The sequence below is a fragment of the Cytobacillus sp. BC1816 genome, from assembly GCF_051353635.1.
In the GTDB taxonomy this organism is placed as follows: Bacteria; Bacillota; Bacilli; order Bacillales; family Cytobacillaceae; genus Cytobacillus; species Cytobacillus oceanisediminis_C.
This window is the reverse complement of the sequence record NZ_CP195611.1, coordinates 1,133,961-1,155,974: the sequence shown is the minus strand read 5'-3', so window position 1 is coordinate 1,155,974 and position 22,014 is coordinate 1,133,961. Positions and strand designations below refer to the sequence as shown.

Sequence of the window (22,014 nt, the reverse complement as noted above, 5' to 3'; positions counted from 1 at the left end):
GTACCAATCAAGCCCCTTCCGTTTCTGCGGATGGGGCTTTTAGTTTTAGTTTGGCTTCTTTATTCTGTTTTGGCTCCTGGCTGCCCAGCGGCACGATTCCGACACTTAAGTACCCCTCCTGTTTCCCGGCTTCGCCCTGCGGCACTTTTATCCGTTTTCTTGAACTTTTCACTTCATTTGGGGACTCATATCTTTTTTAATAACTTTTAATAAAAATTTCATGAAAATGCCCCTTGAACTTCTTTCCATATCCCTGTATAGTACAATATTGTTTAATAATGAGCAAAACCGTTTAAAGTATCTATAATTACTTTAATTACGATTTAATTCAACTTGCTTTTTAATGAACCACAAGATAAAAAATCTTAATGAAAGAAAGGACATTTATTGTATGAAACTTGGCGCCCGCATACTTAAGACGGGGATCGCAATCATTCTGGCTCTTTTTTTATCGGAACTCTTTCATCTGCCTGCTCCTATCTTTGCAGGAATTGCAGCTATCTTTGCCGTTCAGCCGACTATTTACAGATCTTATCTATCTATTGTTGAACAGATCCAGGGTAATGCGATCGGTGCATTAATTGCCGTGATATTCGTGCTATTATTCGGCAACGATGTCTTCATTATTGGTCTGGCAGCTATTATTGTTATCACGATCAATCTAAAGCTTAAAATCGAAAACACTATTGGACTGTCACTTGTAACCCTGATTGCCATTATGGAAACACCGGGCGATACCTTTTTGCAGTTTGCACTTATTCGTTTTTCAACCATTATGCTTGGTGTATTATCGGCTTTTATCGTTAACCTTGTATTTCTTCCTCCTAAATATGAGAATAAGCTTTATTTTAAAATATCCAATAGCACAGAGGAAATTACTAAATGGATCAGGCTAAATATACGGCATGCGTCTGAACACAAGCTGCTCAAAAACGATATTGATAAAATGAAAGAAAGCAATGTGAAGCTTGATCAGCTGTACTTGATGTATAAAGAGGAAAGAAATTATTTTAAACGCAATGATCAGGTTAAGTCCAGAAAACTCGTTATTTATAGGCAAATGATCTCGACTGTTAAACGCTCGCTGGAAACGTTAAAAAAGCTTCACCGCTATGAAAATGATCTGCAGCAAATGCCAGAGGAATTTCAGCATGCAGTTCAGCAGCAGCTTGATATCCTTATCCATTATCATGAACACGTCATGCTTAAATTTATTGGGAAAGTTCGACCGAATGTAGTTTTTGAGGAAGGCGACTTCAGCCTGAGCAGAAAGGAACTGGTGAGCCTTTTCCTGGCTCAGCAAAAAGGGTATGAGCATGATGAAGAGTCCATTCTCCCGCATATCATGCAAGTTGTATCAGCTATTGTTGATTACGATGAACATGTGGAACACCTTGATAAACTTATATCCAGTTTTCAGGCATATCATAAAGAGGAAAATGAGGTTTCAATACCGGAGAACTCCGAATAGACCTGAGGAAAACTAACATTCATAGGAAAAAGCAGCTGATTTCAGCTGCTTTTTTGTTAATTCTTCATTCTTGGATCAAGAGCATCCCTTAATCCATCACCCATTAAGTTAAAACCTAGAACCGTAAGCATAATTGCAAGCCCAGGGAAAATCATCGTCCATGGAGCCTGTATTAGATATGCCTTAGCATCAGAGAGCATTTTTCCCCATTCAGGATTAGGCGCCTCTGCACCGAGGCCAAGGAATCCAAGGGCAGCACATTCAATGATTGCTGTTGCGATGGCAAGTGTTCCCTGTACAATAATCGGAGCCATGCTATTTGGCAGCACATGCCTAAAGAGAATCCGGCTGTTGCTCATTCCGATCGCTTTTGCGGCCATTATATATTCCTCCTGTTTTACACTCAGCACCCTTGAACGGATAAGTCTGCCAAAGTTAGGAATATTGATTACCGCAATGGCAATCAGGGCATTTCTCAATGATGGGCCAAGCACTGCCACAATCGCAATGGCCAGCAAAATGCTTGGGAAAGCAAGCATGATATCAAAAATACGGGAGATAATCGTATCAACCCATTTGCCATAATATCCTGCCACTACACCTAAAAGGCAGCCAACTACAATAGATCCGATTACGGCCAGAAACCCGACCCATAAGGAGATCCTTGCCCCATAAACAACCCTTGATAAGATATCCCTGCCGAAGTCATCCGTTCCAAACCAATGCTCGCCTGATGGTGCCTGAAGCCTTTTTGACAGCATTTGCTCATTAATTCCCTGCGGAGCAATAAGCGGTGCAAATACGGCCAGAAGAATGAAGAATAATACAATAATGGTGCCGATTAAAGCCAGTTTATTTTTTCTAAAGCTCCTCCATGCTTCCACCCAGGGGGAAACTGCTTTTTCTTCAGCTGGCATAATAGGCGGCTGAAGGTCTTTTTGTGTTGAAAGTTCCAAGTCCGTTCCCCCTCCTTAATTATATTTAATGCGCGGATCGATTGCTGCATACAGCAAGTCCACAATTAGATTGATCATGACAAAGATAAATGCAATGACAAGTATGCCTGACTGGATAACAGGATAGTCACGATAATTGATAGCCTCATAAATATAACGTCCGATTCCCGGCCAGCTGAAAATCGTCTCTGTTAAAATCGCTCCTCCAAGCAATAATCCCATTTGAAGACCGATAATCGTTAGAACTGGAATGATGGCATTCTTTAATGAGTGCTTATAAACGACCCAGAACATTCTTAAGCCTTTTGCCCTCGCCGTCCTGACAAAATCAGATCTCATTACTTCAAGCATCGTAGAACGTGTAATTCTCGCAATGATCGCCATTGGAATTGTTGCCAGGGCAAATGCCGGCAGAATCAAGTGTCTGATAACATCCCAGAATTGATCCATTCTTCCCTGCAGGAGGGTATCAATCATATATATGTTCGTAATGGCCGTAATCGGATTTCTTACTTCTTCCCTTCCCGATGTAGGAAGCCAGTCCAGCTTAATGGCAAATGCCCACTGCTCCATTAAACCAAGCCAGAAGATTGGCATGGAAACACCAATAAGCGCAAGTACCATTGCCACATAATCGAACCAGGAATTCTGATACCATGCACTGATGATTCCGGCATTCACACCGATAAAAACAGCGATTAACATGGCAACGAATGTAAGTTCAATTGTTGCAGCCAGATACGGCCAAATTTCCTGGCTTATTTCTGTTTTAGTACGGAGTGATTCTCCAAGATCCCCCGTAAAAAGCCCGCCAAGGTATGTAAAATATTGAAGGTACCAAGGCTGATCAAGCCCCAGCTGCTTCGTTAATTCCTCTACTGCTTCTTTTGTTGCCAATTGTCCTAAGATAATCTGTGCTGGATCACCAGGAATTGCCCGAATCATAAAAAAGACGATAAGGGAGAGCCCCAGAAGAACAGGAATAAGGGAAAACAAACGTTTTAGTGTATAAGACAGCATTGTCATTTCACCTCTCTTGAAGGTTGTCTAGATTTGTTGGAATAGAAAAGGGAGCTACAGAACTGTACTCCCTTTTCCTTGAATATAAGAAGTATACTTATCTCACTCGAAGCCTCTTATTTAAATTCTACAGTTGCGAGTAAATCAGAGCCTGTTGGGTGCGGCTTGAAGCCTGTGATATCAGCCTTGCCCGCAAGGATTGGTCTTGAGTGAACAAGCGGAATCCACGGAGCATCTTCTTTGATCAGAACCTGAGCCTGTTTGTAAAGTTCTTCACGCTCTGCCTGGTCTGCACTAGCCTGGGCTTTTACAAGCAATTCATGCACTTCAGGGTTCTGGTAGTAAGAGTAGTTGTTAGAACCGATGCTGTCCTGGTCAAGAAGTACATATAGGAAGTTATCAGCATCCCCATTGTCGCCAGTCCATCCTAATAGGAAGGTGTCAGCTTCACCATTCTTGGCTTTATCCAGGTAAGTACCCCACTCATAAGTGACGATTTTTGCTTTAACACCAATTGCATCAAAATTGGCTTGAAGTGCCTCAGCAACTTTTTGTCCATCCGGCATATATGGTCTAGGAACCGGCATCGCCCATAGTTCCATTTCAAAACCATCAGCATATCCCGCTTCTTTTAAAAGCTCCTTAGCTTTTTCAGGATCATACTCATAATCTTTAACGTCATCATTGTAACCCGCTACAACTGAAGGCATTGGGTTTTTCGCTGGCTCAGCTGCACCAGCATAGAAAGCATCAATTAGAGCTTGCTTATCAACAGCATAGTTCAATGCCTGGCGGACCTTCTTATCTTTTAATGGTCCGCGGGTGCTTGTCAATCCAAGGTAAGCAACGTTTAATGATGGACGTTCAAAAGTCTGAAGGTCCGGGTTTCCTTCGATTTGGCCAACATCACTGAAGTTAACACCATCGATTAAGTCTACTTCGCCTGTAGCCAAAGCGTTCAGGCGGGCAGAGTTTTCAGGAATGACACGGAAGATAACCTGATCAAGCTTTGGAAGGCCTTCCTGCCAATATTCCTCATTTTTTACAAGTGTGATGCGGTCGTTGGCTTTGTATTCTTTGAATACAAATGGACCTGTACCAACCGGGTTGTGAAGGAATTTATCACCGTGTTTTTCAATCGCATCCGGGCTTGCAATTCCAAATGGAGACATTGCAAGGTTCTTTAAGAATGGTGCGATTGGCTTGTTTAAAATAAATTCAACTGTGTAATCGTCTACAGCTTTAACTTCAGAGATTTTATCTCCAAACTGTGAGTTATAGTAATAGAATTGCTCAGCGCTTCCCGCTTTCCATCTTTCAAAGTTGAAGACAACCGCTTCAGCATTGAAATCGGTTCCATCGTGGAACTTAACACCTTCTCGAAGCTTCAATGTATGCTTTAGCCCATCTTCACTTGAATCCCATTCAGTAGCAAGGCCAGGCTGTATTTCTGTATCCTGCTCACCAAATTCAATCAAAGTTTCATAGATGTTTTTTGTAACTTTAAAAGATTCACCTTCTGTTGTGATAGCGGGATCAAGCGAAGTAGAGTCACCGCCGCGGCCAAATACTAATGTGCCGCCTGAAGACGTTTCTTCTGTATCTGTACCTTTCTCATTATCCTTTTCGTCTTTCGTTCCGCTGCTTGAGTTGCTGCTGCAGCCGGCCAGAGCCAGTGACAGAAGCAAAGCTGCAACAAGGAACCAAATGCCATTGCGCTTTTTCATTGTTTTCCCCCTTTTTTCTTGCCGGTATCGGCTATTAACCTATTTATCATCCATGCAGTTCTGCCACTTTTAGAGCTCAGCTATAAAGATGGCAGGCAGCAAAGTGACCTGGTTCTATTTCCTTCAGCTGTGGCCTCTCTGTTTTGCAGACCTCCATGCATTCTTTGCATCTTGTATGGAATGCACATCCAGCTGGCGGATTCTGCGGACTTGGAATGTCCCCAGTTAATAGCTCCCTGTCTTTCTTTAAAGTCGGATCAGGGATGGGAACTGCACCAAGCAAAGCCTTTGTATACGGATGCAGCGGTTTATCGTAGAGCTGGTCAGATGTTGTGATTTCTACTAATCTTCCAAGATACATAACACCGACTCTATCACTGATATGTTTAACTACCCCGAGATCATGGGCAATGAATATATACGTCAGCTGGAATTCCTTTTGCAGATCTTCCAGCAGGTTGAGCACCTGTGATTGAATGGATACATCTAGAGCTGAAACAGGCTCATCTGCAATGATCAGCTTTGGCTTGGTCATCAATGCTCTTGCAATACCAATCCTCTGCCTTTGGCCGCCGCTGAATTGATGCGGATAGCGTTTGGCATGGTAGCTGCTGAGGCCGACAACCTCCAGCATCTCCCTTACCCTCTTTTTACGCTCTTCTTTATTACCGATGCCATGGACAATGAGAGGTTCCTCCAAAATCTGCTCAACTGTATGGCGCGGATTTAAGGAAGCAAAAGGATCCTGGAATACCATCTGCATTTCCTTTCTCATTTTGCGCATTTCCGCCGAGTTAAGGGCAGTCAGATCCTTTCCTTCAAAAACTACTTTTCCCTCTGTTGGTTCTATCAGGCGCATCAGCATTCTGCCTGTGGTTGATTTGCCGCATCCTGATTCACCAACCAATCCAAGCGTTTCCCCTTTATTGACGAAGAAGCTGATATCGTCAACTGCTTTCACATCGCCTAGTTTTTTTCCAAACAGGCCGCCGGATACTGGAAAATACTTTTTTAACTGATTAACTTCCAACAGCACTTCGGTCATTAATGACACCCCCAGACTCATGCAGGAAACAGCGCACCGTATGCTGCTCTGCTTTTTCGACATTGTAAAGCGGAGGACTTTCCGTCATGCAGCGGTCATGGACAAATTCACAGCGCGCTGCAAAACGGCATCCAGTCTTGATGGAGCCCGGTTTTGGGACATTTCCCGGTATGGAATATAGACGCTCCTTCTTTTCTCTTACATCAGGAACGGATTGAAGAAGTCCCTGGGTATAAGGGTGTTTTGGGTTCTTGAATATCTCTTCTACCGTAGCCTCTTCCACTATTTTCCCGGCATACATAACAATTACCCGTTCGCAGACTTCAGCTACTACCCCTAAATCATGAGTGATCATAATAATGGCTGTATCCAGTTTTTCATTTAGATCCTTCATTAAAGATAGAATCTGGGCCTGAATTGTAACGTCCAAAGCGGTCGTCGGCTCATCCGCAATCAAAAGGCGCGGATGGCAGGACAAAGCCATGGCAATCATTACCCTTTGCCTCATTCCCCCCGACAGCTGATGGGGATATTCCTTCATAATCTGCTCTGCCCTTGGCAGTCCAACAAGCTTCAGCATTTCAACTGCCTGCTGGCTCGCGGCCTTCTTTTTTAATTTTTTATGTAATTTGATTCCTTCTACCAGCTGATCTCCAATTGTAAATAACGGATTTAATGAAGTCATCGGCTCCTGGAAAATCATAGCCACTTCATTGCCTCTTATTTCACGCATTCTTCTTTCTGATGCATTAACAAGATCTTCTCCATCCAAGAGAATTTCACCGCCCACAATCTTTCCGGGGGGCTGTGGGATCAGCTTCATAATGGAGAGAGATGTAACACTCTTTCCGCAGCCCGATTCACCTACAATTCCAAGAACTTCACCCTTGTGAACCGAGAAGCTGATATCGTCCACGGCGGGAACTTCTCCATCTGATGAAAAAAAGGAAGTCCTCAGCTGCTTTACATCTAATACTGGAGCTTGAGTCACACGGATACTCCTTTCTTGATCGTCCTTTTCTATGAAATGGGACATTTTTAACATTTTTAGACCTTAGGTCACTATCTTTTTTTCATTCTATAAAAAAAGATTGGTTAAGTCTACTCATTTTTCTAAATTATTTAAATATAGTAAACATTATATATTTTTAGATATGATTTTGTAAGTAATATCCTACTAATATTTATGAAAAAGATGGAGATTAATTACCTTTATTTGCTGGCAGCTGTTTTAATACTATAGTAATTTAACGCATTGCTATAAAAAAGTGCACAACAAAGCCGGCCCTGTAATAGAGCCGGCTCCTAAACCTAATTTTCAAGCTGCTGAACCTGAAAAAGCTTATAATAATTACCCTGGTTTTTCATTAATTCTTCATGGCTTCCCGCTTCAGAAATTTCACCATGCTCTATCAGGATAATTCTATCCGCATGAGTGATGGTGGAAAGGCGATGAGCCACGATAAAAGTCGTGCGGTCTTTAGCCAATTTTTCCAATGCTTCCTGTATAAGATGTTCACTCTCTAAATCAAGGGCTGAAGTGGCTTCGTCCAGCACAAGGATCGGCGGGTTTTTCAAAAAAATTCTCGCAATGGCGATCCGCTGCTTTTGCCCACCCGAGAGTTTCACACCGCGCTCGCCTACCTTGGTATCATATCCTTCAGGCAAATTCATAATAAATTCGTGGGCATTGGCAGCCTTGGCAGCTTCTATTACTTCATCCTCCTTGGCATCGGGCTTGCCGAGAAGAATATTTGTTTTAACCGATTCGCTGAACAGAATATTATCCTGCAGCACCATGCCAATTTTATCGCGAAGGCTCCTGACTTTAAACGAACGGATATCAGTGCCATCAAGCAGGATTCTGCCTTCGTTGACGTCATAAAAACGCGGAATCAGCCCTACTAATGAGGACTTCCCTCCTCCGCTCATCCCAACAAGGGCAATTGTCTCCCCTGCTGATACATCAAGATTTATTTCCTTTAATACCGGAGGCTCATTCTCATTGTAGGAAAAGCTCACTTCTTCAAATTGGATATGCCCTTTAACATTCTGGCATTGGATTGCATCAGGAGAGTCGTCTATATCATATTTCTCATCAATTAACTCGAATACTCGATCCATGGATGCTATCGATTGAGTTAAGGTTGTTGATGAGTTAACAAGCCTTCTCAGCGGACCGTACAATCTATCTATATAAGCGACAAACGCCATCATAACACCGAGAGAAATTTCCCCCTGGATAACCTGATATCCTGAATAGCCAATTACTAAAAGCGGTGAAATATCTGTAATGGTGTTAACAACTGCAAATGCCTTTGCGTTCCACTTCGTATGGTCAATCGCTTTAGTCAGGAAATTTTTATTTTGCGCATCAAATTGGGTTTGCTCATAATCTTCAATTGCAAAGCTTTTAACAACTGCCATCCCCTGAACACGTTCATGCAGATAGCCCTGTACTTCTGCTAGGGCCTGTGAACGGGCCCTTGTCAGCTTTCTGAGGTTCCCAAAAAAGTATTTGACTGAGAAAGCATAGAATGGAAATAGAAGCAGAGACACAATCGTCAACGTAACATCCATATTCAGCATAATGACAACTGCAATTAAAATGGTTGCCACATCAAGCCATAAATTCATTAAACCGGTTACTACGAATGTTTTGGTTTGCTCAACATCATTTATAACCCTGGAGATTACTTCCCCTGTTCTTGTATTTGCATAGAATCGGAAGCTTAACTTTTGAATGTGAGTAAAAAGCTTATCCCGGATATCATATAGAATTTTGCTTGCCACCCATTGGGCAAAGTATTGGCGGTAATACTCAATTGGCGGACGGGCGATGACAAATAAAGCAATCATCACAGCCATAACCATTAAAAGTGTGCTGGTCTTATCGCTCTTGCTCAATGCCTCATTACCAATAATATCATCTATTACATACTTAATCAGAAGCGGAATCAAAAGTGGAATGGCAAATTTAATGATGCCTATTATAATGGTTCCGATAATCTGAAGCCGATACGGCTTTACGAATTTCAAATATCTCTTTATACTGTCCAACCGGATCGCTCCCCCTCTCTTCTTCATGCAGCTTTCTTTAATTTGGACTATCAGCCTATATTTCCAATTATTTTCTTAAACTTACCCCTAAACCTGGTAATCATGCAGATCTGAACAAAAATAAAAACCTGCTGACTCAAGGTCCAACAGGCGTTTTTTCGGCATTCAGCCATTTTTTAGCGTCTGTAAGTAAGATAACGTTCATACCATATATCAATAAAGTCGGGTGCAAAAGGACCTTTTCTCTGACGGATCCAATGGATGAGATTGTCAACATTCGATCTAAGGATGCTGTCAATTACATCGGGATAATTCATCTCCTGACGGTGCCGTTCATACTCATCTTCATCAAGCAGATTGAATGTCATGTCCGGATACACTTTAATATCCAGATCATAATCAATATACTTTAACGCTTCTCCGTCAAAAATAAATGGTGAACTGATATTGCAGTAATAATAAACACCATCTTCCCGAATCATTCCAATCACATTAAACCAGTGCTGTGAATGGAAATAACAAATGGCTGGCTCTCTTGTCACCCATGTTCTTCCGTCAGATTCTGTTACGATTGTCCGGTCATTTCCGCCAATCACTAAATTTTGTGTCCCTTTTAATACGGTTGTTTCCTCCCAGACGCGGTGGATATGCCCATTATGTTTATAGCTGTGTATTTGCATTGGTTCGCCTTCGATGGGTACCGCCATTTTTTTCCCCTACTTTCCATTCCGGAAGCTTTGCAACCTGAAAATACTTTTTTTGGCGCCATTTAATAGGCGTCCTCCCCTTCATGCCGGCGTTTAATGCACAGCATGACTCAATACTATCCAAAAGAAAAAGGCAACAAAGTACGATTCCTATTTTCTACTATTATAACGGTAAAAGGAAATTTTTAAAACAAAGAGCCATTGAAATGTATCAACGGCTTTTAAAAAAGGATATATAGCTGATTTTATAGGTATTGAAGAACAGATGGATTTAGGGAAGGATTGTTATTTTTAAACAGTTACATTTACTTCCTGATAGGAGCGGATGACCTCTTCGGTCTGTTCCTCAAATATACGATGAATTTCTTTCAGTTCTTCTTTCATCCTTGAAATCTCATACTGTACACTTTCAAGCTCGGTTTCCTGCTGAATTGCCTTCAATTCTTCTTCAATCTCTTGGCAGCGCTCCAATTCACTTTGAAGATAAAGAAGCTTTTCCATCGTTTTCATCTGTTCTGAAACTAAACTGTTAAAGTTCTCCATGTTTGTTTCACCGTCCCTATTATTTTTCCTATCTCTATATTTCGATGCACCTTTTTTTAACCCTTTGACTAGTTATGTTGACTTTATGGAAGTTTTGTCGAAGAGATGGCCAGAGATAAAAAATTGACTGGGGACTTTAATTCTAATCCGCACAAATAAGAAGAAACCGCCCTTTCCATTAAAGGCGGCTTCTTTCTTTAAATGTTATTAGCGGCTTTGTTTGCCGGCATTTTGACCTTTACGAGCTTCAGCTTGCTGGTTTTGCTGTCTTACTTCAGCAGCGTTTGTTTCGCTGGCAAATTCAGTTCCGAATTGGCCTTGTCCAGCAGATTGTGCGTTTTGTTGTCTCACTTCTTGAACGTTAGTTCCAGCTTGAGATTGGTTTGGTTGTTTAGCCATTATAATCACCTCCACGCTCATTAATTTAACCGAGAGCGGAGGAAACTATCCAACTTTTTTAAATACCAAAGATATCCATTTTTTTCATTAAACAAGCAGAGAAATACCACCATCCACAATAATCGTTTGACCGCGGATCATGCTGGATTCCTCACTTATCAAAAACATTACTGTATTAACCATATCTTCAATTTCCACCATACGCCCTGCAGGAGTTTTGGTCTTTGCTTCTTCGAGAAGCTCTGTACGGTTAGGGAAATGTTTTAGTGCTTCAGTATCAACTGCACCGCCTGAAACAGCGTTTACGACGATATTTTTGGGAGCCAATTCAATAGCCAAGTAACGTGTCAGTGCTTCTAATGCCGCCTTGGAAACCCCTACAGTCGTATAGTTTTCCAGATAGCGGATCGACCCCAGTGAGCTGATGCTTACTATTTTCCCGCCGCCATTTTTTTCCATAAGCTTTGCAGCTTCCTGTCCGCAGAAAAGCAGAGCTTTGCTGTTAATATTCATCGTCCAGTCCCAATGGGATTCTTCGAGTTCCATTGCCGGGCGCAGTACACCGGATGCTGCATTGTTTACAAACACATCCAGCCTTCCAAATTCACGGTCAATCTCCTGGAAAAGCCCTTTAATTTTTTCTACGTCCCCTACGTTTGCTTTTACAATCAGGACTTTTCTTCCAAGTGCCTCGATTTCGGCTGCTGTTTCATTTGCAGCTGATTTACTGCGTGCGTAATTGATGACAATATCATAGCCTTCTTTGGCAAGCCTGATGGCCGTTGCCTTTCCAATTCCTCTGCTGCTTCCTGTTATCAGTGCTACTTTTTGTGTCATGATCCAGTTTCCTTTCTGTTATGTATTCCTGTTCCAAACTGTTTAAGGATTGTTATACCGGTAATTTAAAAATTGAGCTGTTCTCTCTAGTTTGTTGTATAGCCTAATAATAACGTCCGTTGATTTCCGCGAGGAGGAAGGAGAGCCTCCCGAAGAACATTTAATAAGCTACACCGAATGAACTCCGTACGAAGGAAATGCGTCAGCATTAGTGTCCTCCGCTTTAATCAACTCTGCATGTTAAACGTTGTTTGAATTTAACAGCAACAAACTATAAGGAAATAGCCTAAATAAAATCCCTTACCGATTTCATTTTAGCTTTTTCCATGTATATATGGCAATTCGAATTAAAACACTATCTTTAATCCAAATGAGGAAAGGAAGATGGCAAATGTTTGTCGGACGTGATATGACCGAGCTTTCTATGATGTCAAAATCGGACTGGAAGGAAAGTGAGCTTGCTTTTTACCATCATTCATTTCAGCAGATCATGCCTTATTTAAATGCTGAAGGGCAAACCATCCATAGGGAAATCATCGAAGAAATAGAAAACCGCGGCGGCTTGAAAAGGCAGGAAGCTGATTATACGCATGGAACTCGGGTAAGCTACGATTAATCATATAGAAAAAGGGGGGACGCCCCCTTCTCTATCCTCTGCTATCCAAATATTGCTTCCATATTTTCTGGTGGGAAACCGGAAAAGGAAATTCTTTAATTTCTTCAAGGCTGACTAATTTCAAATCGCTTTTTTCTTTTTCGAGTTTTATTATTTTTCCTTTATACACATTTATGTTCCATGTTAGATGGGAAAAAACGTGTTCAATCTGCCCAGTCATTTCCTGTATTTCCACTTTGGCGCCAAATTGTGTGCTGAACACATCTTTCATTTGGTCTTTATCGCTTACATAAGCAATATTGATTTCTTCCATCGGAAATTCCCAAAGATTAGCAAGAAGGCCTTTTCCAGGCCTTTTGTGTATCAAAATTCTTTCGTGATCATCTATGAGGACAGCTGCTGCTAATTGGACATTTCTTTGCTTCTTTGTTTTAGTTTTTACGGGCAGCTCATGCTGCGCTCCCTCGTAAAAAGCAGTACAATGCTCTCTCACCGGACATAATAAGCATGAAGGTGAAGTTGGTGTACAAATTAATGCTCCAAGCTCCATGAGGGCCTGATTGAAATAGGATGGATTTTCATGTGAAATTAATTTTCGGACGGAAGACTCAAAAATTTTCCTGGAAGAAGGCTTGGCGATATCATCCCAGATAGAGAGGATACGCGAAAGGACCCGCATGACATTGCCATCCACAGCCGGTTCCGGTATTCCGTAAGCAATACTGAGAATTGCTCCTGCTGTATAAGGTCCTACTCCTTTTAATGAAGAAATTTCTTTTGGTGTATCTGGAACTCTTCCGCCATATTTTTCATGAACTTCCCGGACAGCCGCCTGAAGGTTTCTTGCTCTTGAATAATAGCCCAAACCCTCCCAGGCTTTTAATACCTTTTCTTCATCTGCTTCAGAAAGATCCTTTATAGTCGGAAACTGTTCAATAAAGCGATGAAAATAAGGAATTACGGTATCCACCCGTGTCTGCTGAAGCATAATCTCGGAAACCCAAACCTTGTAAGGATCCTTGTCCTTTCTCCAGGGCAAATCCCTTTGCTCAGCTTCAAACCACCTGAGCAAATCATCTTGAAAACCATTTATATCAACTGATTCAATCGTATTTTGACTAATTTCTTTCAATTTTTAATCCTCCTGATGTTAAACAATCGGAAAATATGGGAATATATTAGTACAGTCGCTTCTTTAATCCCTAATTCTTGATGATTAAACATTTTTTTCAATTTAAGCAACTCCCTTAAAGGTACCCATATTCAGCTGTTAAAACAAGAAATTTGCTGATACACTAAAAAAGCGGCCATCAAGTCCGCTATAGATTAAATCAAACACTAGACCATGTCCCAAGGAAGGAGGTATTTTCCTCTTGGATACCGGCACACATGTAGTTATGGGGCTGGCGATTGGCGGCATTGCCACTCTTGACCCCGTTGTTGCGGAGAGTTCTGCTACAGCAACAAGTGTCATGATTGGAGCAATAGTCGGTTCACAAATACCAGATATAGATACTGTTTTAAAACTAAGAAATAATGCTGTATATATTCGCAATCACAGGGGAATTACCCACTCCATACCGGCAGTGCTGCTTTGGCCTCTTGCCATACTTGCAGTTGTTTACCCATTTTTTCCTTCAGCAGATTTGCTTCATTTATGGCTGTGGACTTTTTTGGCTGTTTTCCTGCATGTTTTTGTAGACATATTTAATGCTTATGGAACACAGGCACTTCGGCCCTTTTCATCCAAATGGGTAGCATTGGGAATTATTAACACATTTGACCCTTTCATTTTTGGGATCCATGTCGCAGGATTATTTATATGGGCCTTCGGGGCTCATCCTGGTTATACATTCTTAATTATATATGGCATTATCGTGGTGTATTATCTTTTTCGATTTGCGGCTCAGAGAAGTGTACTGAGAGCTGTAAAAGTAATTATACCCGATGCCACAGAAATCATCATTGCCCCAACCATGAGGTTCAATCAATGGCGGGTTGCCGTGATGAGCAGGCAGCAATTTTTCGTTGGGCGTGCTGTAAAAAACCATGTGAGGATTCTCGATCAATTTAATCGCGTTCCCGTTCCTGAAACACCTGTAATTGAAGCCGCGAAGAAAGATAAAAATCTATCAGCATTCCTGTCCTTCTCACCAGTTTACCGCTGGGAAGTGGATGAATATGATGATTATTATGAAGTTCGATTTATTGACCTTCGCTACCGGAGCAATGGACACTATCCATTTGTAGCCGTGGTCCAGCTCGATCGGGAGTTTAACATTCAATCATCCTATACAGGCTGGATTTTCAGTGAGGAAAAACTTCGAAAAAAACTGGATATCATTCCTGGCTAATGAAAACAGGCTGCTATTATAGGCAGCCTGTTTTTAATTCAGCTTTTTTATGTCCTGTTCAAGCAAATTCTTGTATTTAGGATTATTAGCAACAAATTCATGGAGCCTGCTTCCATGGTTTTCTACCCATTGACTTACGATTCTTTCTGTCATTTCAGCACCTTTATATTCTCTGCCAGCCTTAGCATAAGTTGCTTCAAAATCTTCCCAGAGCAGCTCAATCCATGTCTGGGCCTGGCTTGCTGAAAGCATTTTGTTTTTTTTCAATAAAAGCTCATAAAGCTTTTGCTGGTACTCATTCATAAAAGTCACCTCATTACCATTTATTAATAACCTGTATCCTTCATAGCCTTCCGAAAAAAACAAATAATAGTATTACGTGATTGGCAAATTTGCCGGTCACGCTCTTATTCCGGTTTAGGAGGCTGCTTATGCGCAATAAAGCGAGAAATTTCCCAAATCAAAACAATATAAAATTGGAGGGGGAGCCGCGGGCTAAAGCAGAATATGCTTCACGCCGGGCTGATGGCACAATTAATACGCACCCTCAGGAACGAATGAGAGCTTCATCAAACCGCGAAAGTGACACACCAGAATTTTAAAATACGAGGAGGGCTTGGTTATGGGAAACAGCAAAAACTTTTTTGGAGATAATCCTTATTCCAGTCCATTTACTTCACCGCACTTTAGGCCTAAACGTGCACATTCACAAGTAAATGGTGAGACCCAGCAAACTCAAGACCTCATTATTTTAAAACGGCAGATTCGCAAAAATTCGTAACAGCAGAAAGAGGATGGTTTACATCATCCTCTTTCTTCCAGTTTTTTCAGCATGGAGATCGGCAAAGCTTCCTCACCTTTGCTTCCATTTAGCCGGAATCCCCAGGCAAACACGCCATTCATATATTCAATTTTAAAGTAAACCCCGGGATCCCCGGCGATTTCATAAATTTCTCCAGGGGAAAAATCATCAGGATTGAGCAGGTAGGATTTCGCCATTATTACTTTACGCTCAAGAACGGCAAACTCATTTACCATACCCATCTGTTCCGCTTTCCTTGCTTTTTCATTTAAGCTGGAAATTTCTTGCTGAAGCTCATACGTAGTCATTGTACTGTACCTTTTCTCCTGCATATTAATCCCTCTTACTTTCTCTAGATAATCGTATATTGTTTTAGTTAATTCTTGAAATTTATGTTCAGTTTATTAATTGTGCATTGATTTCCGTTCTGACATAACTAAGTATATGAGAAAATGCCTGTTTAGAAAAGGCTCCTGCTATTTGTTTTTTATACCATTTCGCAAGTACTGGACTTTTTTGTTAAGATGGTGTTTATAAGACCTTCAAAGGAGCGAAACATATGAAGTCTGTCATCATTACCGGCGCGGGGTCCGGATTAGGTAAAGAGCTTGCTTTATTATTTGCCAAACAAGGCTTCCATACTATTTTAACAGGAAGGGCCTTGGACAAACTGCAAAGCGTGGAAAAGGAGATTCATGTAGCTGGCGGAAGCGCTCAATCCTTTTCATTAGATATTACAAAGCTCCAGGAGATCAGCAGCTTGATGGCTCAAATCCAAAGCCATGAACTTTACGGCCTAATTAACAATGCTGGAGTTGGACATTTTGGGCCATTAGACCATCTTGGAGAGCAGGAAATACAGGATATGCTTCAAACAAACGTGCTGGGCACTATTTATATGACTCAGGCTGTTCTGCCTTATTTTAAAGAAAAAAACGGCGGCTTGCTGATGAATATCATTTCGACAGCTGGCTTAAAAGGAAAAGTTAATGAATCAGTGTATGCAGCAAGCAAGTTTGCTGTAAGAGGTTTTACAGAGAGCCTTCAGAAGGAACTCGAAGACACGGATATTAAAGTTAAAGCCGTTTATATGGGCGGAATGGATACCCCCTTCTGGGATGAAGGCGACCATATCAAAGACAAATCCAGGCTTCGTTCTCCTGAAGAAGTAGCAGTAATGATTCTGGATAATTTGGATGAAGAATCCATTGTAATTGAATCTAAAAAATAACACATGGGTTTCCATGTGTTATTCTCCTTCACTTAAATATTGATCAATTAAATCGAACGAAAATCCCTTTCTAAATAAGGCTTGTTTCATTTTTTGCCTGTATTCGAATTCAGGGAGGTTAGCATATTTCCTTTTGGCTTTTTCCGCTTGGTACTTTAGGGCAGCCAATTCTTCATCTTCTTCTTTTTCAATCTCCGTTTCAGATACTGCTTCTTGAATGATGTCAAAATTAAAACCTTTACGCATTAACATCTGTTCCAGTTTTTGTTTGAGGATCTTTGATGAATCACGGGCATATTTCTGTGCATGCTTTTCACACAGCCTTATTGCTGTACTTAATTCAGCTTCCCTTGGATACACCTCCAGCGCCTCATCGATTAATTTAAGGGATATCCCTTTCTCCTTTAGTTCAGTGCGGATTAATCCTTTCCCTTTATCTGATGTATTCATTTGTGTACGCACAAAAGCAATTGCATATTCTTCTTCGTTCAAAAATTTGTAATCATACAATTTGTGAACAACTTCCTGAATAACCGGTTCTTCAACTTCTTTGCCAGCTAAATGTTTGCGGACTTCGGTTTCTGAGCGCATCCTTCTGGATAAATACTGAATAGCTATGTTATAGGATTTCCGGATATCATCCTGATAGCCAATTTCATTTAGTGAAAATTCATCCAGCTCCATTCCTTTTTTGAGCTGATGTTTTATTAACACATCTTCATCCACACTAAATGCATATTCTTCACCTTTCCCATAATCCATATATATATTGTAGCGGTCTGTGTTTTTTTTCTGAAATGTGATTTTCGTAATGATCGGCATTTTTCTCCACCTCTTTTCTTAAATGTAACATAACCAAAGGCTCTTTTCGTATAAATTGATGTTTTGCGCCTATCCATGTTAACCGTTGATTTCCGCTCCAGGCTGCTCGCTTTCCGCGGGGCGGGCGGTGAGCATCCTCGACGCTCCGCGTCTGCGGGGTCTCACCTGTCCCGCTACTCCTGCAGGGGTGTCGGTACCTTCCAATCAACTCAATAAATAATATACAAAAAGCAACAAACCTTGCGAAAACAACCTTATCAAAAAAAAGGATTTTGAATTAAAACGTCGTAAACTGTAACAAAGTATTTGCCACTTGAAAGGGGAATCTCCCATGAGAATAGCCATCGCAGGCGGAACTGGCTTTGTTGGAAACGCCTTGGTGAAAAAATTACTGGAGAAAAAACATGAAATATTTATTCTAACCAGAGATATATCTAATAAGCAGCATTCTAAAAACCTGTATTATGTACAATGGCTGAACGATGATGATTCACCGGAAGATAATCTGGAAAGCATTGACGTGTTTATCAACCTGGCTGGTGAGTCCATTAACAGTGGAAGATGGACGGAAAAACGAAAAAAACGAATATTAAACAGCCGCATTACAGCCACTAAGGAAGTTATCCGGATTATTAGCCGCCTTGAAGAAAAGCCGTATACACTTATCAATGCCAGCGCTGTTGGTTACTATGGCACTTCAAAGGTTGAAACCTTCACCGAAGCTTCCAGGAAAAGCGGTACTGATTTTTTGGCTGAAACAGTAAGACGCTGGGAGGAAGAGGCATCCAAGGCAGAAGAATTTGAAGTCAGGACAGTATTCTGCAGGTTTGGAATCATTCTTGAGAAGAACGATGGTGCTCTTCCGCGAATAGCCCTTCCTTATAAATTATTTGCCGGAGGGACTGTCGGAACAGGCAGTCAATTGGTTTCCTGGATTCATTTAGGTGATGCCGTAAACGGAATCCTTTTTTGCATTGAACAAGAACAGCTTCAGGGTCCTGTGAATTTTACATCGCCCTACCCTGTGACAATGAAGGAATTTGGACAAATACTTGGAGAAGTCCTTAATCGCCCACACTGGATTCCTGCTCCTGGATTTGCTCTGAAAATAGCTCTTGGGGAGATGAGTACCCTGGTTTTAGAGGGGCAAAAAGTACTTCCTGAAAAATTGCAGTCATTCGGTTATGAATTTTTATATCCAGACTTAAAGGCAGCTCTCAGCGATATTTATCAATGAAATTTGTATCATTTTTTTCAAATAAGGGAAAAATAAGGGAAGTGTGAACCTTATTCTGAAAGGATGATACGAAGTGGACAAAAAGAAAAAAGACAAATCCAAAAGCACTTTATCAAGCATGCAGGAAGTAACTTATTCAAGAGAATTCAAAACAGCTGACAAAGCGGGCGGATTTGCAGGCAGACAGTCAAAACATTAATTTCCACCCATACCAGCCCTATTAATGGCACATGATAAAGGTACGGAAACATTTAGTTTCCGCACCTTTATTGCTGAAAGGGGTTATTTACAATGGGCCGTGCACATGGACATAAAACTCGTGATAAAAACAAATCATCACTTCCACAAGTACCAAAAAACATGAAATCTGACGGCATCGACGTAGAATTTAACCGCGAACTTGCCGATCATGATGATCTCGAGGCAATGGCACGTTCCAAGGCTGCTGATCAGCGGGCAAAAAGCAGACAGAAACGCTAGCCCTAAAGGACAAAAAAAGCAGGAACATAAGGTTCCTGCTTTTATATATCTATTCTCAGTGAGTGTGTGCTTCTTTTTTCCCTATTCCGTGACCGCCTTTCATCATTGTCTTAATATAAGGGATAGCGAATCTGTCAACACCCCAGTAGTAAGCACCTGCACCTGTAAATAGAAGGATGATTGCTGCTGTATATAGTATTGGGTTAGTGCTTGTTGTTCCTGCTAATAAGAAGTTTAGATTCATGAAAGCTCCTGCGATTAATGCCGGAATGGTCGCTGCTCCAAGTATAAGTCCAATTCCAACAAGAACTTCGCCCCATGCAACTAAAGTACTGAATAAATCCGCGTTTGGCAATGCTACATTTTCCAGGAATCCCGCATACCAGCCCTGCACAGCCGGATGGTCGCCAGCGGCTTGCGCTATGGCCCCCTGCATGAATCCGCCTGCGTTAAATCCCTCTGTTACCTTATGCCACCCAGCTTCAAGCCATTGTATTCCAAGCCAAACCCTTAATATTGTCCACACGGCTGCTGCCTTAGGAGTTTTCCACCATTTCATGATAATCATCTCCATGTTTTTATTGTGAATAATTTCACATAGTCACTTAAAAAATTTTTCCCTATCAGGGGATTTAAAAGCCGGCCAGCTCTTGAGAAGAAAGATTGTTCCAGCGAAGTCGCTTGTGAAATACTTCACTAACTCTCTTCACTTATAATATACTCCTTCCCTTTCCTTTTCGCAATACACTTCACCAATTCTTCACAAATATCGGGCTATGATTGATCAGGCTGTTTTCATTCCGATAAAGCGGGAATAGGAATAGTACTGTGTAAAATAATTGCTGCATTAAAGGAGGACCTTAGACACATGCTTGAAAGCTTACTGAAAGATCTCATTTCTATTAATAGCTCTTCAAAGGAAGGAGCAAACCAGGCAATCGAATATTGCCATCAATGGCTGTCAGGCCACGACCTTCCCTCTAGAATAATTGAAAATAATGGCTATAAAATGACAGTCTGTGAGATTGGAAGCGGTGATCAAACCGTTATTTTTAATGGACATGTGGATGTTGTCTCAGGAAAGGATGAACAGTTCATTCCTGTAGAACTCCGGGATAAAATATATGGACGCGGGGCAGCGGATATGAAAGCCGGGGTTGCGGCCATGATGTGTGCAGTAAAAGCACTCCGCAATAAGCCAATTGGCGTAAAAATACAGCTTCAAATTGTATCAGATGAAGAAATCGGCGGTTTTAATTGTTCCGGGTATTTAGCAGAACAGGGGTATCGCGGGGATTTTGTCATTTGTTCTGAACCGACTCAGCTCGGAATTGCTCTGGAAGCGAAAGGAGTTATCAGGCTGGACATCCAGATAGACGGAGATCCGGCCCACGGCAGCCGTCCATGGGAAGGAGTCAATGCCATTGAAAAGGCTTTTGAAGTACATCAAAAACTATTAAAATTGCCTTTTGCAAAAGAAGCATCTGAATTCTTTCCACAGCCTTCGATTAATCTGGCAAAAATAACTGGAGGAGATGTTTATAATAAGGTGCCTGAAAAATGTATAATGTCCTATGATATCCGATACTTGCCTGAACAGGATCATGAAGAGATCATCAAACAAATCGAAAATATCACAGATGGAGAAATAATCATGAATATGTTCAGCAAGCCGCTTGTAACAGCCAGAGACAATCCTTTCATCTTGATGCTTGAACCTATTGTTGAAAAGCACACAGAAGACAAAGCTGTTTTCTTTGGGCAGCATGGTTCTGCTGATACTGTGTTCTTTGCCAATTACGGGATACCAGCTATCGAGTTTGGCCCAACCGGCATGAACTGGCACGGTGATAATGAATATGTCCTGCCGCATTCCATTCATTTATATGAAAAAATGCTTATCGACTTTGCTATGAAATTTTCAAATTAAATAATGCTAATAGGCTCCCAGTATGGTAAATTTTTGGATATATGATTAAAGGGGGATTCACAGTAATGAGCTCTATTAGTTTATTAAAAAAATCGGCAGGACTTGTCCTGGAGAAAAAGAAGCTGACAAATGTTACTGCCAGGGTAGGACTTGTTCTGGACATTTCCGGCTCCATGCGCAAGTTATATAAAAACGGGACTGTCCAAAGGGTTGTGGAGAGAATCTTAGCAGTTGCCAGCCAATTTGATGATGACGGCGCACTTGATATTTGGGTCTATGATAATGAATTTTCCAGGTTGAAGCCGGTAACAGAACATGACTTTGAAGGATATGTGGATCAATATATCATAAATAATGATCTGATTCACAAATTCGGAAGAAATGATGAACCGCCAGTAATGGCGGATGTCATTCAGAAATATACCACAGAAGATCGGAGTAAAGACCCTGCCTTCATTGTTTTCATTAATGATGGAGGCTGTAAAAGAACGATCAAAAAACCGGTTGCAGCATCATCCGATAAACCATTATTTTGGCAGTTTGTCGGCATAGGCGATTCAAACTTTGAAGTACTGGAAAAGGTGGATGAAATGGATGGCCGCTATATCGATAACGCAAACTTTTTCCACATTAAAAATATCGAGACCATTTCTGATAACGAACTTTATGACCTCTTGTTGAATGAATTCCCGGATTGGCTAAAAGAAGCTAAAGAAAAGAATGTCATTTTATAGATAAGCAAAAAGGCGGATTTGATAGTAATCAAGTCCGCCTAAT

General features: G+C 41.2%; 27 protein-coding genes. 11 read left to right on the top strand and 16 right to left on the bottom strand.

The genetic code is table 11. The features are described from left to right. Positions 1-7: 7 nt before the first annotated feature. The gene (locus ACR42H_RS06125; protein ID WP_436375111.1) at positions 8-172 is read right to left on the bottom strand and encodes a hypothetical protein; all 165 of its coding nucleotides are present in this window, start codon (positions 170-172) and stop codon (positions 8-10) included. A 219-nt stretch (positions 173-391) separates the two neighbouring features. Here ACR42H_RS06125 and ACR42H_RS06120 point away from each other — a divergent pair, with 219 nt between their 5' ends. Further along, the gene (locus tag ACR42H_RS06120) at positions 392-1,471 is read left to right on the top strand and encodes an FUSC family protein (RefSeq protein ID WP_436375109.1); all 1,080 of its coding nucleotides are present in this window, start codon (positions 392-394) and stop codon (positions 1,469-1,471) included. A 56-nt stretch (positions 1,472-1,527) separates the two neighbouring features. Here ACR42H_RS06120 and nikC read toward each other — a convergent pair whose 3' ends face one another. The 10 genes from nikC to fabL all read right to left on the bottom strand — a co-directional run bounded on the left by nikC (position 1,528) and on the right by fabL (position 11,765). Beyond that, a complete protein-coding gene (nikC, locus tag ACR42H_RS06115) occupies positions 1,528-2,388 on the bottom strand; it encodes a nickel transporter permease (RefSeq protein WP_436376860.1) in 861 nt (286 codons plus the stop codon). A gap of 54 nt (positions 2,389-2,442) precedes the next feature. Then, the gene (locus ACR42H_RS06110; protein ID WP_113883211.1) at positions 2,443-3,447 is read right to left on the bottom strand and encodes an ABC transporter permease; all 1,005 of its coding nucleotides are present in this window, start codon (positions 3,445-3,447) and stop codon (positions 2,443-2,445) included. Positions 3,448-3,563: 116 nt separating this feature from the next. Next, the gene (locus ACR42H_RS06105; RefSeq protein WP_113883210.1) at positions 3,564-5,174 is read right to left on the bottom strand and encodes an ABC transporter substrate-binding protein; all 1,611 of its coding nucleotides are present in this window, start codon (positions 5,172-5,174) and stop codon (positions 3,564-3,566) included. A 76-nt stretch (positions 5,175-5,250) separates the two neighbouring features. Continuing rightward, complete coding sequence (locus ACR42H_RS06100) at positions 5,251-6,219, bottom strand: ABC transporter ATP-binding protein (RefSeq protein ID WP_436375106.1); 969 nt, start codon at positions 6,217-6,219, stop codon at positions 5,251-5,253. Continuing rightward, a complete protein-coding gene (locus ACR42H_RS06095; protein ID WP_436375104.1) occupies positions 6,194-7,210 on the bottom strand; it encodes an ABC transporter ATP-binding protein in 1,017 nt (338 codons plus the stop codon). The genes ACR42H_RS06100 and ACR42H_RS06095 overlap by 26 nt, the downstream gene beginning before the upstream one ends. A 320-nt stretch (positions 7,211-7,530) precedes the next feature. After that, the gene (locus ACR42H_RS06090; RefSeq protein WP_436375102.1) at positions 7,531-9,279 is read right to left on the bottom strand and encodes an ABC transporter ATP-binding protein; all 1,749 of its coding nucleotides are present in this window, start codon (positions 9,277-9,279) and stop codon (positions 7,531-7,533) included. A gap of 176 nt (positions 9,280-9,455) precedes the next feature. Next, positions 9,456-9,986, bottom strand: coding sequence for a nucleoside tri-diphosphate phosphatase (ntdP, locus tag ACR42H_RS06085; RefSeq protein WP_113883206.1), 531 nt, complete (start codon positions 9,984-9,986; stop codon positions 9,456-9,458). A gap of 291 nt (positions 9,987-10,277) precedes the next feature. Beyond that, positions 10,278-10,529 (bottom strand): YgaB family protein, encoded by a 252-nt coding sequence (locus ACR42H_RS06080; protein ID WP_113883205.1) that lies wholly within the window; start codon positions 10,527-10,529, stop codon positions 10,278-10,280. 207 nt (positions 10,530-10,736) lie between these two features. After that, positions 10,737-10,928, bottom strand: a complete 192-nt coding sequence (locus ACR42H_RS06075; RefSeq protein ID WP_035333109.1) for a gamma-type small acid-soluble spore protein — start codon at positions 10,926-10,928, stop codon at positions 10,737-10,739. An 87-nt stretch (positions 10,929-11,015) separates the two neighbouring features. Then, the gene (gene fabL / locus ACR42H_RS06070; protein ID WP_436375099.1) at positions 11,016-11,765 is read right to left on the bottom strand and encodes an enoyl-[acyl-carrier-protein] reductase FabL; all 750 of its coding nucleotides are present in this window, start codon (positions 11,763-11,765) and stop codon (positions 11,016-11,018) included. Between the two features lie 391 nt (positions 11,766-12,156). Here fabL and ACR42H_RS06065 point away from each other — a divergent pair, with 391 nt between their 5' ends. Next, the gene (locus ACR42H_RS06065) at positions 12,157-12,381 is read left to right on the top strand and encodes a hypothetical protein (protein WP_113883203.1); all 225 of its coding nucleotides are present in this window, start codon (positions 12,157-12,159) and stop codon (positions 12,379-12,381) included. A 31-nt stretch (positions 12,382-12,412) separates the two neighbouring features. Here ACR42H_RS06065 and mutY read toward each other — a convergent pair whose 3' ends face one another. After that, the gene (mutY, locus tag ACR42H_RS06060) at positions 12,413-13,513 is read right to left on the bottom strand and encodes an A/G-specific adenine glycosylase (protein WP_436375097.1); all 1,101 of its coding nucleotides are present in this window, start codon (positions 13,511-13,513) and stop codon (positions 12,413-12,415) included. A 241-nt stretch (positions 13,514-13,754) separates the two neighbouring features. On the opposite strand from mutY, the gene ACR42H_RS06055 reads away from it, so the two are divergent. Beyond that, entirely contained in the window at positions 13,755-14,735 is a 981-nt protein-coding gene (locus tag ACR42H_RS06055) for a metal-dependent hydrolase (protein ID WP_113883201.1), read from the top strand. 33 nt (positions 14,736-14,768) lie between these two features. Here ACR42H_RS06055 and ACR42H_RS06050 read toward each other — a convergent pair whose 3' ends face one another. Further along, on the bottom strand, positions 14,769-15,038 hold the full coding sequence (locus ACR42H_RS06050; RefSeq protein ID WP_113883200.1) for a YfhJ family protein: 270 nt from the start codon (positions 15,036-15,038) through the stop codon (positions 14,769-14,771). 128 nt (positions 15,039-15,166) lie between these two features. Here ACR42H_RS06050 and ACR42H_RS06045 point away from each other — a divergent pair, with 128 nt between their 5' ends. Together ACR42H_RS06045 and ACR42H_RS06040 are read left to right on the top strand one after the other, a co-directional pair. Beyond that, positions 15,167-15,337: a small, acid-soluble spore protein K gene (locus ACR42H_RS06045; protein WP_009335832.1), complete on the top strand. Its 171-nt coding sequence runs from the start codon at positions 15,167-15,169 to the stop codon at positions 15,335-15,337. A 20-nt stretch (positions 15,338-15,357) separates the two neighbouring features. Beyond that, positions 15,358-15,516, top strand: a complete 159-nt coding sequence (locus ACR42H_RS06040; protein WP_009335831.1) for a YpzG family protein — start codon at positions 15,358-15,360, stop codon at positions 15,514-15,516. A gap of 23 nt (positions 15,517-15,539) precedes the next feature. Here the strand turns inward: ACR42H_RS06040 and ACR42H_RS06035 are convergent, their stop codons facing one another. Further along, complete coding sequence (locus ACR42H_RS06035) at positions 15,540-15,869, bottom strand: YfhH family protein (protein ID WP_436375094.1); 330 nt, start codon at positions 15,867-15,869, stop codon at positions 15,540-15,542. Positions 15,870-16,096: 227 nt separating this feature from the next. Here ACR42H_RS06035 and ACR42H_RS06030 point away from each other — a divergent pair, with 227 nt between their 5' ends. After that, a complete protein-coding gene (locus tag ACR42H_RS06030) occupies positions 16,097-16,768 on the top strand; it encodes an SDR family NAD(P)-dependent oxidoreductase (protein WP_436375093.1) in 672 nt (223 codons plus the stop codon). Positions 16,769-16,786: 18 nt separating this feature from the next. Here the strand turns inward: ACR42H_RS06030 and recX are convergent, their stop codons facing one another. Further along, positions 16,787-17,590, bottom strand: coding sequence for a recombination regulator RecX (gene recX, locus ACR42H_RS06025; protein WP_436375091.1), 804 nt, complete (start codon positions 17,588-17,590; stop codon positions 16,787-16,789). 331 nt (positions 17,591-17,921) lie between these two features. On the opposite strand from recX, the gene ACR42H_RS06020 reads away from it, so the two are divergent. The 3 genes from ACR42H_RS06020 (at position 17,922) to ACR42H_RS06010 (ending at position 19,307) form a co-directional block, all read left to right on the top strand. After that, positions 17,922-18,827, top strand: coding sequence for a TIGR01777 family oxidoreductase (locus ACR42H_RS06020; protein ID WP_436375089.1), 906 nt, complete (start codon positions 17,922-17,924; stop codon positions 18,825-18,827). A 73-nt stretch (positions 18,828-18,900) separates the two neighbouring features. Continuing rightward, entirely contained in the window at positions 18,901-19,026 is a 126-nt protein-coding gene (locus ACR42H_RS06015; RefSeq protein WP_113883194.1) for a YfhE family protein, read from the top strand. 92 nt (positions 19,027-19,118) lie between these two features. Further along, the gene (locus ACR42H_RS06010; protein ID WP_009335826.1) at positions 19,119-19,307 is read left to right on the top strand and encodes a YfhD family protein; all 189 of its coding nucleotides are present in this window, start codon (positions 19,119-19,121) and stop codon (positions 19,305-19,307) included. Between the two features lie 55 nt (positions 19,308-19,362). On the opposite strand, the gene ACR42H_RS06005 is transcribed toward ACR42H_RS06010, so the two are convergent. Further along, a complete protein-coding gene (locus tag ACR42H_RS06005) occupies positions 19,363-19,866 on the bottom strand; it encodes a DoxX family protein (protein WP_113883193.1) in 504 nt (167 codons plus the stop codon). 309 nt (positions 19,867-20,175) lie between these two features. On the opposite strand from ACR42H_RS06005, the gene ACR42H_RS06000 reads away from it, so the two are divergent. Further along, the gene (locus tag ACR42H_RS06000) at positions 20,176-21,237 is read left to right on the top strand and encodes a M20 family metallopeptidase (RefSeq protein WP_113883192.1); all 1,062 of its coding nucleotides are present in this window, start codon (positions 20,176-20,178) and stop codon (positions 21,235-21,237) included. Positions 21,238-21,302: 65 nt separating this feature from the next. Continuing rightward, complete coding sequence (locus ACR42H_RS05995; protein ID WP_436375086.1) at positions 21,303-21,971, top strand: vWA domain-containing protein; 669 nt, start codon at positions 21,303-21,305, stop codon at positions 21,969-21,971. Positions 21,972-22,014 lie beyond the last annotated feature (43 nt).